This is a genomic window from Halobacillus sp. Marseille-Q1614 (assembly GCF_902809865.1).
GTDB lineage: Bacteria > Bacillota > Bacilli > Bacillales > Halobacillaceae > Halobacillus_A.
Genome location: NZ_CADDWH010000001.1, coordinates 2,461,256 through 2,477,649, shown reverse-complemented (window position 1 = coordinate 2,477,649; position 16,394 = coordinate 2,461,256). Strand labels below are relative to the sequence as shown.

General features: G+C 41.7%; 13 protein-coding genes and 1 riboswitch. Of the genes, 6 read left to right on the top strand and 7 right to left on the bottom strand.

Annotated features, from left to right (window positions below; translation table 11 throughout):
- Positions 1-126 precede the first annotated feature (126 nt).
- The 3 genes from HUS26_RS12460 (at position 127) to cysI (ending at position 6,656) form a co-directional block, all read left to right on the top strand.
- On the top strand, positions 127-2,586 hold the full coding sequence (locus HUS26_RS12460; RefSeq protein ID WP_254434191.1) for a glycoside hydrolase family 13 protein: 2,460 nt from the start codon (positions 127-129) through the stop codon (positions 2,584-2,586).
- A 195-nt stretch (positions 2,587-2,781) separates the two neighbouring features.
- Positions 2,782-2,892: riboswitch (SAM riboswitch) on the top strand.
- A gap of 196 nt (positions 2,893-3,088) precedes the next feature.
- The gene (locus tag HUS26_RS12455) at positions 3,089-4,897 is read left to right on the top strand and encodes an assimilatory sulfite reductase (NADPH) flavoprotein subunit (RefSeq protein ID WP_173917461.1); all 1,809 of its coding nucleotides are present in this window, start codon (positions 3,089-3,091) and stop codon (positions 4,895-4,897) included.
- A 19-nt stretch (positions 4,898-4,916) separates the two neighbouring features.
- The gene (cysI, locus tag HUS26_RS12450) at positions 4,917-6,656 is read left to right on the top strand and encodes an assimilatory sulfite reductase (NADPH) hemoprotein subunit (protein WP_173917460.1); all 1,740 of its coding nucleotides are present in this window, start codon (positions 4,917-4,919) and stop codon (positions 6,654-6,656) included.
- Between the two features lie 90 nt (positions 6,657-6,746).
- Here the strand turns inward: cysI and HUS26_RS12445 are convergent, their stop codons facing one another.
- Genes HUS26_RS12445 through HUS26_RS12425 form a run of 5 tightly spaced genes read right to left on the bottom strand, consistent with a single transcriptional unit; the run spans position 6,747 to position 10,696 of the window.
- Positions 6,747-7,838 carry an endospore germination permease gene (locus HUS26_RS12445; protein ID WP_173917459.1) on the bottom strand — a complete coding sequence of 364 codons (1,092 nt, stop codon included), beginning with the start codon at positions 7,836-7,838 and terminating at the stop codon, positions 6,747-6,749.
- Positions 7,835-8,005 carry a hypothetical protein gene (locus HUS26_RS12440; RefSeq protein ID WP_173917458.1) on the bottom strand — a complete coding sequence of 57 codons (171 nt, stop codon included), beginning with the start codon at positions 8,003-8,005 and terminating at the stop codon, positions 7,835-7,837. The genes HUS26_RS12445 and HUS26_RS12440 overlap by 4 nt, the downstream gene beginning before the upstream one ends.
- Positions 7,995-8,801, bottom strand: a complete 807-nt coding sequence (locus tag HUS26_RS12435; protein WP_173917457.1) for a Ger(x)C family spore germination C-terminal domain-containing protein — start codon at positions 8,799-8,801, stop codon at positions 7,995-7,997. The genes HUS26_RS12440 and HUS26_RS12435 overlap by 11 nt, the downstream gene beginning before the upstream one ends.
- 30 nt (positions 8,802-8,831) lie before the next feature.
- Positions 8,832-9,200: a hypothetical protein gene (locus HUS26_RS12430; RefSeq protein ID WP_173917456.1), complete on the bottom strand. Its 369-nt coding sequence runs from the start codon at positions 9,198-9,200 to the stop codon at positions 8,832-8,834.
- Positions 9,197-10,696, bottom strand: coding sequence for a spore germination protein (locus HUS26_RS12425; protein ID WP_173917455.1), 1,500 nt, complete (start codon positions 10,694-10,696; stop codon positions 9,197-9,199). Before HUS26_RS12425 ends, HUS26_RS12430 begins: the two co-directional genes overlap by 4 nt.
- A 151-nt stretch (positions 10,697-10,847) precedes the next feature.
- On the opposite strand from HUS26_RS12425, the gene HUS26_RS12420 reads away from it, so the two are divergent.
- Positions 10,848-11,558 (top strand): GDSL-type esterase/lipase family protein, encoded by a 711-nt coding sequence (locus HUS26_RS12420; RefSeq protein ID WP_173917454.1) that lies wholly within the window; start codon positions 10,848-10,850, stop codon positions 11,556-11,558.
- A 174-nt stretch (positions 11,559-11,732) separates the two neighbouring features.
- Here HUS26_RS12420 and yfkAB read toward each other — a convergent pair whose 3' ends face one another.
- Positions 11,733-12,866 carry a radical SAM/CxCxxxxC motif protein YfkAB gene (gene yfkAB, locus HUS26_RS12415; RefSeq protein ID WP_173917453.1) on the bottom strand — a complete coding sequence of 378 codons (1,134 nt, stop codon included), beginning with the start codon at positions 12,864-12,866 and terminating at the stop codon, positions 11,733-11,735.
- A 176-nt stretch (positions 12,867-13,042) separates the two neighbouring features.
- On the opposite strand from yfkAB, the gene HUS26_RS12410 reads away from it, so the two are divergent.
- Positions 13,043-14,026, top strand: coding sequence for a ring-cleaving dioxygenase (locus HUS26_RS12410; RefSeq protein ID WP_173917452.1), 984 nt, complete (start codon positions 13,043-13,045; stop codon positions 14,024-14,026).
- Between the two features lie 67 nt (positions 14,027-14,093).
- Here the strand turns inward: HUS26_RS12410 and HUS26_RS12405 are convergent, their stop codons facing one another.
- Complete coding sequence (locus tag HUS26_RS12405; RefSeq protein ID WP_173917451.1) at positions 14,094-14,810, bottom strand: N-acetylmuramoyl-L-alanine amidase; 717 nt, start codon at positions 14,808-14,810, stop codon at positions 14,094-14,096.
- Between the two features lie 572 nt (positions 14,811-15,382).
- Between HUS26_RS12405 and HUS26_RS12400 the strand changes: the two genes are divergently transcribed.
- Positions 15,383-16,360, top strand: a complete 978-nt coding sequence (locus HUS26_RS12400) for a sodium:calcium antiporter (RefSeq protein WP_173917450.1) — start codon at positions 15,383-15,385, stop codon at positions 16,358-16,360.
- The last annotated feature ends 34 nt before the right edge of the window (positions 16,361-16,394 follow it).

The window sequence follows — 16,394 nt, the reverse complement described above, 5'->3', positions numbered from 1 at the left end:
TAACCTAACACAGGGCGGCGGAGTAAGACATTCAGCAAAAAGGCCTAAACCTTTATAACTATAGACTTCTTAAGGAAATTCCATTATTATGAAAACGATTACATTAATAGGAAGGAAGAGATGCATTTGAAAAAGTTACTGCTGGTAATAGTCGTTGTCCTTTTTTTAATGACTTTTGTGCAACCGATTGCGCAAATCGAATCGAATGCTGATGAACAGACGTATGACACTGTAGTTCTGCGAGGAAGTGCAGATTCACTAGATTGGGGATCTAACAATAACCCGCTTACATATGACGAGGAAAACAAGTATTGGGCCAGTGCGCCAATTACTCTCGAAGGCGGAAAAACAGTTGAATTTAAGTATGTTTATGATGGTAATTGGATGCCTGGTGCTAATTTAACGTTTACTCCTCCGCAAGACGGCGACTACATTTTTACCTTTTACCCTGACGAGGAAAGAAGAGTGGATGTTCAGCTTGCCGATACTTCTTCAGGAAGCTTAACGTTAAACCTGACGGTACCTAAAAACACGCCGGGTTGGGTGGTTCCGACACTTGCTTCCAATCTTAACAGCTTCGATTATAAGGTCAGCCCGTTAACTAAGGTGGCTGAGGGAATTTATGAAATTGAAGTTAGAGGAGAAGCGGGGGATCGCTTAGAGTATGTATACAGCTTGGGCGGCGAATCGTATAAAGAAGTCATCGATGCACCAAGGGAAGCGACTTTTACTGAAGATAATCAAGTGTATAACGACAAAGTCTCTGAATGGGAAAACATTCCTGTTGCCCATCAGGTCACTCACAATTTTAACCATACACCTTACACCCCTGATAAACATGATGAACCGAAAGTCACAGTTACGGTTGAACATTATGGGCCGATTGATGAAGGAGCTGTTTACTTTACAACAGATGGTTCCTCCCCTGAAGGAAAACGCGGCGATGCAGAAAATGGAAAAGTTACCGGACTTAAGGTAGTTGAAACGACTTCAAACAAAGAAGGGTTATACACTTCGACTTTAGAAGGAACGATTCCTAAGCAGAAAAATAATACACGTGTGAAGTATAAAATTGACGTATGGAATTCTGGAAGCGAAGGTTCTCAGTTTGCCGACAACAATTCGTTAAGTTCCGATGAAGCAACAGAGTTTGCCTATTATGTGGAAGACTATCAATCACCAGAATGGGCGAAAGAATCGATTATCTACCAAGTGTTTGTCGATCGTTTCCGTGATGGAGAAGAAAGCAACAACACATCAACAGATCCTTCTCTTCCAGAGGATGAGAGGCTGAAAGGCTGGATGGGCGGCGATCTGCAAGGCGTGATCGAGAAGCTTGATTATATTGAAAGCCTTGGTGTAAATACTCTTTGGGTTTCTCCAATTTATGAGGGTCCTTATTCCCACGGCTATCATGCAACAGATTTCATGAATGTCGATCCGCGTTTTGGCAGCAATGAATTGATGAAAGAGTTAGTTGATAGGGCTCATGAGAGAAATATGAAAGTCGTTTATGACCTTGTGCCGAACCACGTTTCAAACAAGCATGATTTTTTCCAGGATGCTGTTGAAAAAGGAGAAAGCAGTCAATATTATGACTGGTTTACTTTCTTAAAGTGGCCGGATCAATACGAAACTTTTTATGATGTAAAAGAACTTCCGGAATTAAACAACGACAATCCGGAAACGAGAGAATATATGCTTGAGACTGTGGTGCCATTTTGGATGGATGAAATCGGTGTTGATGGTTTCCGTTTAGATTATGCCAAAGGTCCAAGCTACAGCTTCTGGGTCGATTTCCGTCATGCGGTGAAGCAGAATGATCCGGACGCATTCATTTTTGGAGAGGTATGGGACAGCTTAGAAAAAATTACGTCATATACTGGGAAATTAGATGGGGCCATTGATTTTGAAACGCAGACGGCTATTTACGAAGCGATGATCAACGGAGGAAGCATGAACGATTTTGGAGCTTCGTTAGACCGGATTTTCAGCACCTATCATGACGAATTTATTCCGGCAACCTTCTTAGACAGTCATGACGTCCCAAGGTTTATTTACGAAGCTGAGGGAAATACGAATACATTGAAAAATGCGGCTTCCCTGCAATTTACCCTGCCGGGCGCTCCAATCATTTATTACGGAGATGAAGTCGGATTATCTCAAAGCGGTGATCATAACCTTGTGGATGAGTGGAAAGATCGCTACTATCGTGAAATGATGCCCTGGGATCAAGATGAGCAGGATCTTGATGTGAAAGCACACTATCAGAAATTAATTGAAGTGAGAAAAGAAAATAAGGCTCTGACTGAGGGAGAACTAAAGATTGTTCACAGCACAGAGGATCTTCTCATTTATGAAAGAGCGGCAGGCCAGCAGAAAGTGGTGGTTATCGTCAATCAGGGAGATGAGAAGCAAAGCGTCGAACTGCTTGATATTTATAATCAAAGAACACCGAATACCGTTATGTTCGAACCACTTCTTGAAGACAAACCTGTAATTAAAGGGAAAAAAGGAAACTTGGCCATAGAAAGCCCGGCCCAATCTGTAGAAGTTTATAAAGTAAAAGGGAAACTCTATAACTAATCAGGTACCAGGATCCGATGATTTATCATTCGGTACCTGGTACGTTTTTTTATGTATCGGTACCCGGTACTAAATAGCTGTAAGGACAATTTAATACTGATCGGAATTGTAGGATTTTTTTCAAAATGTATTGACAATTGGCTCAATAAAGCATAAGATATGTACCATTAATTGCCTTAAAATTTCATAGCGGCTTTCTTATTGAGAGAGGTGGAGGGACTGGCCCTTTGAAGCCTCGGCAACGGGTCTGGATTTCTTTTTCAGATACTGTGCCAATTCCAGCAGGGATGACCTGAAAAATAAGAAGAAGGAATCATAATGATATTGATTAGCCTCTCTTCTTATTTGGAAGAGGGGCTATTTATTATTTTATGTAAATACCCGACTAAACAACTATGATTACACTGACTTACATAGTGTATAGGGAGTGATTCTAACCTAGGGTTGTATCCTTTTCCATCAGGGGTCTTACGATTTTATAAAATTTGGCGAGGTGGTATTTTTGCAACTTAAAGAAAAGAACAGTCCGTTTGATCAAGTGCAGGCCGAACAGCTCAATCAGCTGCTGCCTACTCTTACAGAAGCCCAAAGGCTGTGGCTGAGCGGTTACTTAGCTGCACCTTTAGCAAATGGTGCAGAAACACAGGTCAGTAATGCCGGAAGCAGCCCAAGTAAAACGAGGGAAATTACAATTTTATATGGTTCTCATACAGGAAACTGTCAGTCGCTGGCTGATGAGTTCTCACAGAAATTAAAGCAGCAGGATTATCAGGTGAACGTCGCTTCTTTAGATGATTTTAAGCCTAAATCTTTAAAGAAAGTAGAGGATTTGCTTGTTCTTACAAGTACCCATGGTGATGGGGATCCGCCGGATAATGCGCTCTCTTTCTATGATTTTCTTCACAGCAAACGGGCACCGAAATTAGAAGGGGTTCGGTATTCGGTACTCTCACTTGGAGACAGCTCTTACGAATTTTTCTGCCAGACAGGTAAAGATTTTGATAAGCGGTTAGAAGAGCTAGGCGGGGAGCGGATTTTCTCCCGCGTAGATTGTGATTTGGATTTTGAAGAGCCGGCTAATGAATGGTTTAATGGGGTCTTAAATGAAATTGCTCAAGGCCAGGAAGAGCAGCAGTCACATGGGGCTGCTCCCGCTTCAGTTGTCAATATGGATAGCCAGCCTTCTTACTCACGAAGCCATCCTTTCCAGGCGGAAGTGTTAGAAAATATTAACCTGAATGGACGTGGGTCGAACAAAGAAACGCGTCATTTAGAAATTGATCTTGAGGGGTCTAATCTTGAATATGAGCCTGGCGACAGCCTGGGAATTTTCCCTGAAAATGACCCTGAATTAGTCAACAAGCTGATTGAACTTATGGGATGGAATCCTGAAGAAAGTGTATCGATTAATAAGCAGGGAGACCTGCGGGCGATCCGTGCCGCATTGTTGTCTACTTTTGAGATTACAAGTCTTACTAAGCCATTATTAGAAAAAGCAGCTGACTTAACAGGCAGTGATCCACTTAAAAAACTGACAGCACCCGAGAACGCTGAAATCCTTAAAGAATACATCTATGGCCGAGACTTGTTCGATTTAGTTCAGGATTATGGTCCATGGGAAGTGAAGCCACAGGACTTTATACAAGTGTTACGCAAAATTCCTGTCCGTCTGTATTCGATTGCAAGCAGCCAGAAAGCTAATCCTGATGAAGTGCATCTTACAATCGGTGCCTTAAGGTATGATGCCCATGGCCGAGAACGCTCCGGCGTCTGCTCTGTGCAGTGTTCAGAACGATCTGAGCCAGGTTCCACCCTGCCGGTATTTGTTCAGCGCAACCAAAACTTCAAGCTGCCTCAAAACCCTGACACTCCAATTATTATGATAGGGGCAGGAACAGGGGTTGCTCCTTACCGTGCTTTCCTGGAAGAAAGGGAGGAGACGGAAGCTTCAGGAGGTTCCTGGCTATTTTTCGGGGAACAGCACTTTGTTACTGATTTTCTATATCAGACTGAATGGCAGAGATGGCTGAAGGAAGGCGTGCTGACTAAAATGGATATCGCATTTTCCAGGGATACTTCAGAAAAAGTATATGTTCAGCATCGTATGCTTGAACAGAGTGAAGCTTTGTATGAATGGCTGCAGGCCGGGGCCCATGTTTATGTATGCGGGGATGAAAAGTATATGGCGAAGGACGTCCAGGACACGCTGCTTGCGATCATTCAGAAAGAGGGAGAATTGAACGAAGAGGAAGCGAACACCTATCTTAATGAGATGCGTAAAGAAAAACGATACCAGCGTGATGTTTATTAATAGAGAGAGGAGCTTTTGAATGACAAAAAATAGATTTCCTGAACAGCACGGCCCTCCCAGTGAAATGGAAGATATAAAGGAACGCAGTGATTTCTTAAGAGGGAACCTGACGGAAAGCTTCGCTGAACGATTAAGTGCGGGAATTCCTGATGAAGAAACAAAGCTGCTTAAATTCCACGGGAGTTATATGCAGGATGACCGGGATGTCCGCAATGAGCGTAAACAACAAAAGCTTGAGCCGAACTATCAGTTTATGATCCGTGTACGACTGCCGGGAGGTGTCGCCACCCCTGAGCAGTGGCTGACGATGGATGAGCTCGCGGTGAAATACGGCAACGGTACAATGAAGCTTACGACAAGACAGACATTTCAGCTCCATGGCATTTTAAAGTGGAATATGAAAAATACAATTCAAGGGATGAACGAAGCGCTGATGGATTCGATTGCTGCCTGCGGGGATGTAAATCGAAATGTTATGTGTAACTCAATTCCTTATCAGTCTGATGTTCATGCAGAAGTGTATGAGTGGTCCCGTAAGCTCAGTGAACATTTGCTCCCGAGAACGAGAGCTTATCATGAGATATGGCTTGATGAAGAGAAAGTGGCCGACACCAGGGGTGAAGAGGAATCCGAACCGATCTACGGCCCGCTTTATTTACCACGGAAATTTAAAATCGGTGTTGCAGTGCCTCCTTCTAATGATGTCGATATCTATTCACAGGATCTGGGATTCATTGCGATCCTGCAAGGTGGCAAGCTGCAAGGCTTTAATATTGCGGTAGGCGGCGGAATGGGGATGACCCACGGGGATACAGATACATATCCTCAACTCTCGCGCGTAATCGGCTTCTGCAAGCCAGAACAGATGATTGAAGTCGGTGAAAAAATCCTTACGATTCAACGCGATTATGGAAACCGCTCAGAAAGAAAAAATGCCAGATTTAAGTATACGGTCGATCGGAAAGGTCTCGATTGGATTCGAAATGAGTTAAACGAAAGATTAGGATGGAGTGTTGAGGAAGCACGTCCCTATAATTTTGACCATAATGGCGACCGTTACGGCTGGGTAAAGGGAGACGGGAAATGGCATCTCACTCTTTTCATTCAAAATGGCCGGGTGAGAGATACGGAAGATTATAAGCTGATGACTGGTCTTCGTGAACTTGCCAAAGTGCATACGGGTGACTTCAGGCTGACCGCTAATCAGAACTTGATCATCTCTAATGTGTCCGAGGAGCAAAAAGGTAAAATCGATGAGCTCGTCGCAAGTTATGGATTAACAGATGGAAAAGAAAACTCGGCACTCAGACGGAATTCAATGGCGTGTGTTGCTTTTCCTACGTGCGGTCTTGCGATGGCAGAGTCCGAACGCTACCTTCCTTCATTAATTGATAAAATTGAAGATATGCTTGATGAACAAGGGCTGCGTGATCAGGAGATCATTATCCGCATGTCCGGCTGTCCAAATGGCTGCTCACGCCCGGCGCTTGGTGAAATTGGCTTTATCGGTAAAGCCCCGGGTAAATACAACATGTATTTAGGCGCAGGATTTGCAGGGGATAGATTAAATAAAATGTACCGGGAGAATATTGGCGAAGAAGAAATCCTTCAGGAGCTCAAGCCTATCATTTCTCACTATGCAAAAGAGCGTAAAGAAAATGAACATTTCGGAGATTTTGTCATTCGCGCGGGGTATGTAGAAAAAGTAAACTCCGGCCTTGATTTTCATAAGATGGAAGAAGGGGCAGGAAATAAATAAATTATTGATTAAAGCCTGTTGAAAGCTCTCAACAGGCTTTTTTCATTGTTTCCTATATATCTGTTTGTAAATAATCTGCAAGGTTTCCTGCTAGGATGTATTGACCTTTACTTTTCTCATGAAACCAATCAAAAATATTAGGATAATAAAAAAGTAAAGGGAAAACCAATATAAGGTCCAGCTCGTATTTACAAAGTTATTGAAATCCATAATAGACTTATGCAAATGGTTACTCATTGCCCAAATAAGTACACCGATTGGTATAACAAAGAAATAATAATTGGACGATTTTGCTAAATGCTGCAAGCCAATCATGGCTACTAAGAAGCATGCCGTTATTTTAACGAATAAACCATTTATCCAGGCGACGGCCATCAGGATTTCTACTCTTTCAAAGACAGTGATAAAGTCGATATCTCTCAGTACGGAATAGGTTGGATAGGATTCTCGTCCTACCATATAGGCGCCTTCATCTCCAATGATAAAAAAAACGGTCACTGACAGAATAAGGCCGCCGACAGCGATTCCGGATAAAAAGGTCATCATAGCTTTTTCTTTCTTCTCCATATATTGAAGGAAGGTACTTAATATCAGAACTTCAATGAACGGGAAGCCTAAGGTAGGGTAAGCCCCTTCAAAAATAGGGGCGAAACCAGTGTTGAAAATAGGTTTTATCTCTAGAAAGTCGAATTCTTCAGTGACTAAAAGCAGTGAACCCAGCAGGAACAATATGACCAAGGGAAACAATAATTCACTTACGAGAAAAAGCTTTTTCACACCCAGCACTGCTGTGTAGGATACGAGTACAAGAATCATAATTTGATAAACCCAGGGATGAGAGTAAGGGATAACACTCACTACCATGAAATTACTAAGATTTCGAACAACAAGAGCGGCAAGATGGATAGCATAGAAAATAATAAGCAAGTTAATAATGGTTCCGCCCCATTTGCCTGCTGCTTTATCCATTAGTTCAAACAGAGAAGGGTAATTATATTTTTTAAATAGGAAAAGGTAAAGCGCCATTAAGAGTAATCCTATGATTGTCGCCAGCAGCATGGAGATCCATCCGTCCTGCTTAGCCCCTGCAACCGTAAGCGCCGGAGCCATGAGAATGGAGCTGAAAATGATAAAGTTAAAAACAACACTAAAAAACTGATAATTGGAAAGCTTAATCTTCATGTTTTACCTCCAAATAAAGCTTCATAGACAGGCTCATAAATCCCCTTCAGCCCTTCAGTGATCGGAATATTGATGTCCCATATATAGGAAAAGGCATACACGAACGAAAACACCCATACTCCAGAAATAAATAATTTTTCTTTTAGTGTTTTTTTATTATTCTTCATTATTATCGACTCTCGCTCCGGTGGATTCTATATAGATATTTACATCGGCTTTTACTTTCATGTTTTCATATAAGTTTCCCCAGTTGTCCTTTTCTTTCTTCCATTGTTTTGGGTAGTTTCTGGAAATCTGGTTTCGAATGCCGAAATAGTCTAACCCTTGCTTCTGAGCATTTGTTACGGCGGTCTCCAAATCTTTTTTTATCGAGTCATTTATTACTTTTTGAAGCTCTGTGATTCCCTTTGTCGTTGAAAGTTTATAGTCACAATGAAGACCTTGTAAGGAAAGGTGGCCTTTTAGCTGCAAATCGTAGGTTAATTGACTATTCTTAAGTTTAGGCTTCGCTTTTATTTTCATTTCTTTTAATAAAAATTGAATGGATCCTTTTCCTTTGTTTTCAGGGCAGCTGATATTATAGGATTTTACCTTGTTCGTTTTTTTAGTGATAATACTCCAGGCAATCGAATCTTTTTCTGACAGCCAATCGACTAAACGGGATTTATTAAATACAGCAAACCCTGTTAAACGGACGGCATTCATATTTCCTTCAATATTGTTTAATGTTTCAGAGCTTGAAGAGTCATATTCTTTACTGACCTTCTCTATACCAGTAACTACAGGATCCTGCTGATCAGCATACCTCCACCGGATAAAATCTTCTAATTTTATCCCGTCTTTCAAACTCAACTTGCTATTGGGCATATAAATTAACTGTTCCATGTTCTGAGCGGATGAGTTTTCCAAGGGAGGAAATGTGTTTAAAATATGGTTCGCTGTATCCTCTTTCGCAATAAACACTAAATAACTGTCTCTTATTTCATAATGACGCTACAAAAAATTAACAAGAAGGTCCACCCCTCTTTCCTTTGCAAATTCTTCACTTATAACGAGTGTTGAGATATGAGGAAAAAATAGTTTACGTGATATTAAATTCTTAGAGTTTTCTACCGCTTCAATAATATCTTTTCCTTCACTTTCAAAAGTATAGGCATTCGCCTGACTCACTCCGCCTGCAACAGACTGACCACCAGCTTCTGACTGAGGGTTTGTTGCTTGAAAGGTGATCTTTACCTCTTCATTTTCTCCTAAGTCTACACCTATACCTGTAAGAATAAGCAGATCATCTAATTCCTGTTGTCCGCTGCACCCGCTTATCAAACCAAGCGTGCAAAAGAGGATAAAAAAGATACGCTTCATGTTTTTGCCCCCTGTTTCTTTTTGGATTGACGGGAACTCCACCATAGGGGGAACCTCAAGATCGTATCTATTTGTTTCTTTAAAGAAAATGGCGCAAATGGATACATAAAAGGGCGCCCCAGCGACTGCAAGGAAACGAGGTGTACACATAGTATTAATGAAAAAATCATCATTCCAAATACTCCGGCTGTTCCGGCAAATATAATCAGCACAAATCTTAGGATACGAATCGAGCCTGCAATAGAATAGTAGGGGTTCGCAAAGCTGGCAATTGCGGTCAAGGAAACGACGATTACTATAGCAGGGGACACAAGTCCGGCCGAAACAGCGGCTTCACCAATTACGATAGCCCCTACAATTGAAACAGCAGGCCCAATCGGCCTTGGCATGCGAATGCCTGCCTCCCTTAATATTTCAAAGATAAACTCCATAATTAAAGCTTCAACAATGGCAGGAAAGGGGAGACCTTCCCTCTGAGCAGCCAGGCTGATAAGAAGATCAGTAGGGATTAATTCCTGATGAAAAGTAGTTAGTGCTACATAAGATGCCGGCAGGGCAAAAGCAATAATGAAAGCCAGCATATGGATCCAGCGCAAAAAAGTAGATAAATCAAAACGGTTATAGTAATCCTCAGCTGTTTGAAAGTAAGAAATAAAGGTGGCCGGTCCAATTAATGCGAAAGGCGAACCTTCCATCATGATCGCCAGCTTTCCTTCTGTAAGAGCCGCACAGACCACATCAGGGCGTTCGGTATCTATTAATGTAGGAAAAGGGGAGTATCCTTTTTTCTCCAACACTTCCTGCAGCATTCCGGTCTCGAAAATTTCTTTGATTTTACTGTTCATTAACCGGTCATAAACGAGGTCTAGTGCCTCCTCATCTACTAAACCATCAATATAAGTAATGAAAACAGAGGTCTGACTCAGCTCGCCCACGGTAAATCTTTTGAAACGTAGTTTAGGGTTTGTAATTCTTCTCCGGATAAGGGTGGAATTAACGGCGAGTGTTTCAACAAATCCTTCCCTTGGTCCTCTAACCATCGTCTGCGAAGCTGGTTCTTCAATAGACCTGGTCTCCCAGCGCTGATCAGCTATTAAAAATGCCTTATCACTCTTGTTAACGAATATCAGAACATGGCCTCGCAGAATCGCTTCGGCAGCTTTAGAGAGCTTTTCTGTTTTCTTCAGAGTTTGGGGAATCTGAATATGCTGCTCAAAATCTTCTATTAACCGGTCTTTTAAAGAGTCATTTTCCTTAAACCAGCGCATAAGCGGGGGAATGACGCTCAGTTCGATGTCTTCTTTACTGATTAATCCATTTATATAAACAATGGCAAACGAAGAATGTTTATAGTTAAATACTCGGTAAGTCAGGTCAAAAGGACGCCCGAGCAGCATTTTTAAATGATCGATATTCTTTTCGATATCCGGAAAGATCGGCTGTGAATCTGCAGATTGAACCGATGAAGATTCACCGTTTGAATTATTCGTTTTCATAAACGCAGCTCCTCGTCCTTTTTTTATCATTGTCGCCTTAAGGGAAGAAAAATATTCTATAAAATTAGAATTTAGTTTAGGAGACAATTACGGTTTAACAGCATTAGGAAAAGGGAAGTTTACAATCCTAGACAGATAGAGGAGGATCATCATGAAAAAAATAATAGGAATTGCAGCAGCAGCGGTTCTAATCATCGCAGCTGTAATCTGGTATATAAATTCTAATCAGCAAAATGATATAGCTGCTACGAAGGAAGAAGACCTTTTTGCATTAGGAGATTCCTTAACTTATGGAGTAGGAGATGAATCAGGGGCTGGCTATGCAGAAAATTTAGGAAAACTGCTGACGGAAAACAAACAAGGCAAAGTTTCCGTACAGAATTTTGGAATCCCCGGCCAGCAGACCGACGGTTTATTAGAACAAATCAACCGGCCGGATATAGAAATGCAGTTAAGTGATGCCGAGTACTTTGTCATTTTTATTGGGACGAACGATTTAATTAAAAGTAACGGCAATGACTTGCAGCCTCTCTATGATGAGCGTATTCAAAAAGGAAAAGAAGACTATGTAAATAATCTAAGAGAAATTTTTAAGATTATTAGAGAAGAGAATCCTGATGCACCCATTTTATTCTTAGGTCTTTATAACCCTTATCCTGATTCTGCAGAAATTGAAGAAGTGGTCACAGATTGGAATGATACGAGTAAAGATCTTGTAGGCGACTATGAGAAGATTAAGTTCATATCGACAAATGATCTCTTTAAGGAAAAGTCAACCGAATACTTTAGTGATGAACTGCACCCGAATAAAAAGGGATACGATTTAATTACACAAAAGATCCTGGAGGAGTATGATTTTTAGGGAAGTTTCATTAAATAAGTGACTAAAAATTAGTGACTAAAATAAAGAGCCTGTAGTGAAACTTTCACTACAGGCTCTTTATTATCTGTTCGGCAAGCTATTGCAGCCTCGTTATCAGCGAAAGGCGGCAGGGGAATCTCTCACTTCGCTTGAGGGGTCTCGTTTTGGCCTCAACTATCTATTCAAGGAAATATTAGCTTGTTTCTTCTGGAAATCAACGTCCTGATAATATGTGTTTTTTACGAGCAGGTTCGGTCCGAGACACTGGGCAGCCGGGCAGTGACAGTTCAGTGCCGCCGCTGTCTTCGTGCCCATCCACTTTTTAAATGCGTCTGGAAGAGATGTATTCTGAATGTTACCAAGAGCGGGCTCATCTCCAAAGTCAGTGACGTTGACTTCCCCTGAAAATATGTTCACATTAAGACGAGAGCGTCCGTCCGGGTCGTTTCGTACCGTTACATTTGGCGCTTCATCCAGTCGTTTAAGCATATCCAAGTCTTCTCTAGAAGTATTGCATGGATAAAAAGGAAGGGTGCCGAAAAGCATCCATGTGTCCGGATCGCGGTAGTCGAGCAGACGAATAATTCCTTCACGCATTTCTTCTAAAGATAAGGTTTCAAGGTTGCTTGCGAAATCTACGGGATACATAGGATGTACTTCGTGCCGGGCACATCCCATTTCTAAAATGTGGTCATGGATTTTTTCCAGGTGGGGAAACGTCCGCTTGTTGAGCATCGTTTCCGCCGATACCATAACGCCTTCTGCTGATAAAGCCTGGCTGTTTTCAACTAAGCGGTCAAAGTATTTCGCGCGGTTTTTAAAATTGGGGCGGCGCTCCATATTGGCAAAGCCTGTCTCCGCAAACTCTTCCACCGTACCCCAGTTATGAGAAATATGAAGGACGTCTAAGTAAGGTATAATCGCTTCATACCTGGAAAAAGGAAGAGTGAGATTCGAATTAATCTGGGTGCGGACACCGCGTTCATAGGCGTATTTTAACAGCGGCAAAACATATTGCTCGACTGATTTTTTTGAAAGCATAGGCTCGCCGCCGGTGATACTTAATGTACGCAGATGCCTGATTTCATCCAAACGGCTGAGAATTAAATCAATCGGCAGCGCATCTGGATCTTTATTTTGAAGAGTGTAGCCGACAGCACAGTGGGCACAGCGCATATTACATAAGTAAGTGGTGGTGAATTCGACATTGGAGAGGGTCATCTCTCCATGTTCCTCTACATCCATGTAGGCTTCCCACGGGTCGAAAGTTGGAGAGAGCGCGGTAAAAGGTTTTTTAGCAGCTGACATGTTAGTAAAACTCCTTTTAACATTAACAAATCTTTTTTTATTGTATCACGTTTATGAGAAAACAAACTATGTTTAAAAAAGAATAAGACAATTATCTTGAATTTGAGATAAATAGAAGATACGATAGAAGTAAAGAATATAACTATACGCGGAATCTATACGATGGAGGAATGAAAATGAATGAATTAAAAGGCATACACCATGTGACGGCGATAACGAGCAGTGCTGAAAAAAACTATGAATTTTTCACATATGTGCTTGGCATGCGCTTAGTCAAAAAGACGGTAAATCAGGATGACATTCAGACGTACCATTTGTTTTTCGCGGATGATAAAGGAACCCCGGGTACGGACATGACATTTTTTGATTTCCCCGGCATTCCTAAAGGCTCGCATGGAACCAACGAAATTTCGACGACTTCATTTCGGGTTCCTTCTGATCAAGCTCTTGAGTACTGGGTGAAACGATTTGACCGTTTAGACGTTAATCATAAAGGAATTAAAGAAAGATTTGGGAAGAAGGTTCTTCCATTTGTTGATTTCGACGATCAATCATATGAACTAATTTCGGATGAACATGATGAGGGAACAGCCCCCAGAACCCCTTGGCAGAAAGGGCCGATCCCGCTTGAATTTGCGATTACCGGTTTAGGGCCTATTCATATACGAATAGAGAACTTTAAGTATTTTAAAGAAATGCTTGAAAAAGTGCTGCGATTTAAAGAGATCGATGAAGAAGGGGCCTTTCACTTGTTCGAAGTAGGAGAGGGAGGAAATGGGGCCCAGGTAGTTGTTGAATACAACCCGGTTCTGCCTCAGGCTCGTCAAGGATATGGAACGGTCCACCACACAGCCTTTCGTGTAGAAGACCGCGAAGCACTTGAAGAATGGATTGAACGTATCCCGCGGTTCGGATATCGAACATCTGGTTACGTAAACCGTCATTATTTCGAATCCTTATATGTGGGTGTTGCCCCGCAAATCCTATTTGAATTTGCAACTGACGGGCCGGGTTTTATGGGTGATGAACCATATGAAACCCTTGGGGAAAAATTATCTCTGCCTCCGATGCTTGAACCAAAGCGTGAAGAAATTGAACGAACCGTTCGTCCGATTGATACAGTCAGAAGTACGAAAAATATTGACAAAGAATGGGAATAAGTAAAAAACCGCCAATAGGGCGGTTTTTTCTCAATGGGTGCTGTATAGGTCTGCCAGATCGTATTTCTTAGTTGTCAAAATAATTGATGGCGCCATCTGTGATTGCTTGGGATACTTGAGCTTGATAGGCATCAGTTTCTACTAAAGCACCTTCCTCCGAATTGGATAAAAAGCCAAGCTCTAATAGAGCAGCAGGGCTTCTATTTTCTCTAAGTACATGGAAGTCTCCGAATTTGACTCCATCATTTTGGCGGTTGGTTTGACCAGCCAGCTCATTTTGAATCTGCCGGGCAAGGGAAGAATCACTATAGTAATAGCTGCTGATACCTTTAGCACTAGGAGCGGTGCTTGCGTTGTAATGGAAACTGATAAATGCATCTGTATTTGAGGAATGGCTGATCTCTACTCTGTTTTCTAATGTTAAGTATTGGTCACCGGAACGGGTCATCGTTACATCTGCACCGGCTTCTTGTAATCGAGCGGAAGTGTACTGCGCTGTTTTCAGGTTAACATTTTTTTCGTAGTTCCCACTTACGCCTACAGCCCCAGGATCAAAGCCTCCATGACCTGGATCGAGCGTAATATGTACTCCTTCTAGCGGAGAAGAAGAAGAAACGGGTACTAAATAATAAGCAGCAACCCATCCTGTTTCACCATTATAGCTGATTTTAGCCCAGCCGTATGTAACTTCATTCACCGATATAACTGTATTATCAGGAAGAGATCCAATGATCGGTGCATCTAGGCTTGGAGAGCTCCTTACATTTAGGGAGTCAGCATCCACTTGGTATTCCCCGTTACTTTGAGCATGTGCAGAACCTGGTGAGAAATAAAAAAGAATACCTATAGCCAGTAGTACGGTAAATAAGGTGAGGATTGTTTTTTGATTCAATTGTGGCAGAAATGGAATAATGAATGCTCCTTTCTCTAGTAATTTAATAGAATGTGATACTGGTAACCTATAAGCTATCCATTAATTTCATTTCATCATATCAATTATCTTCATGATTACAATACGTTCTCAAATAAACTGGACGAAATACCATGAATATAGGAATAAAAAGGAAAATGGATATAGGGATGATCATCAGATGAGGACTTTCCTCTAGGGGCATTAGGACAGGTTTACACAGAGAGCATACATAACAGCTTTTTTCTTGACTGTACCTATTAAAGTAAATATAGTGTAGGTTAACAAGGGGAGTAGCGACCGTATATTTGCGGCTTATGAATCGTCAATTCAGTAGATTACTACTCGGTTCATAAGGCTCTATTCTGTTAAGTTCGCGAGACCTTGGTGCATATTCTGTACCAGGGTCTCTTTTTATTTGCTCTAATTAATGAGAGGAGATAGGTATGGTTTATATTATCTTTCTGATTGCCGCTGTGATTGTCGTATTAGCTGCAGTTCAACTCAATAAATATGGAGATATTATTAGTAAAAAGTCAGTGTTAAGCGGAGCGGCCGTGGGAACTTTCCTCATTGCAGGTGCTACGTCCCTGCCTGAACTGACAACAAGTTTGACAGCTGTTTATATTGATAATCCGGATATTGCCGTAGGGAATATGATTGGAAGTAACGTGTTTAATTTATTAATATTAGCGGTTGTTGATATTGTTTATAGACGGCGCCGTTTATTTCAGAGAGTTGGCAGAAAGCATCACTTGAATTCAGCGGTCATTGGGCTGGTGTATATGGCGATAGTAATCTTTGCCCTTTTGAATCCCATTTCCTTTGAGATATTGGGTGTTGGGGTAGAAATGCTCTTCATTGTAGCGATTTACATTGTAATGACGAAATTCTTGTCCAATAGTGAGGAAGAAGAGGAGGCTGCACCGGCAGCTGAAGAAAAAAAGTCTGGAAAAGATTATAAGTTAAAAAAAGCCGTTATTCGTTTTATTCTGTTTGCACTTCTTGTGTTTGCCGCAGGCAGTGTGTTGGCGGTTTCAGGAGATCGGCTGGCTCAGGTTTCCGGCCTGAATGCAAGCTTTGTCGGTAGCTTCTTAATCGCAGCTTCTACTTCACTGCCGGAATTAGTGACGGTGCTGGCAGCATTTAAGATGGCCAATTACGGTATGGCTGTAGGCTCTATTCTGGGAAGTAACTTATTTAATATGCAGCTTCTGGCTATTACGGATGTCGCCTTTCGAGATGGTGCGGTGCTGGCAGCTGCAGATACGTCGCATGCTTACATGGCCGGTCTTGGATCATTTATGACCCTCGTAGTTATTTACCTGCTGTTCCGGCCGAAAATCTCCAGCAATTGGAGGTATGCTTTGCCTTCACTCGTGGTAGGTGCAGTTTATATAGTAACTTCATTTCTTTTGTTTTAAAATTTTGATTTTTATTTAAAAAGGGGGGAGCCAT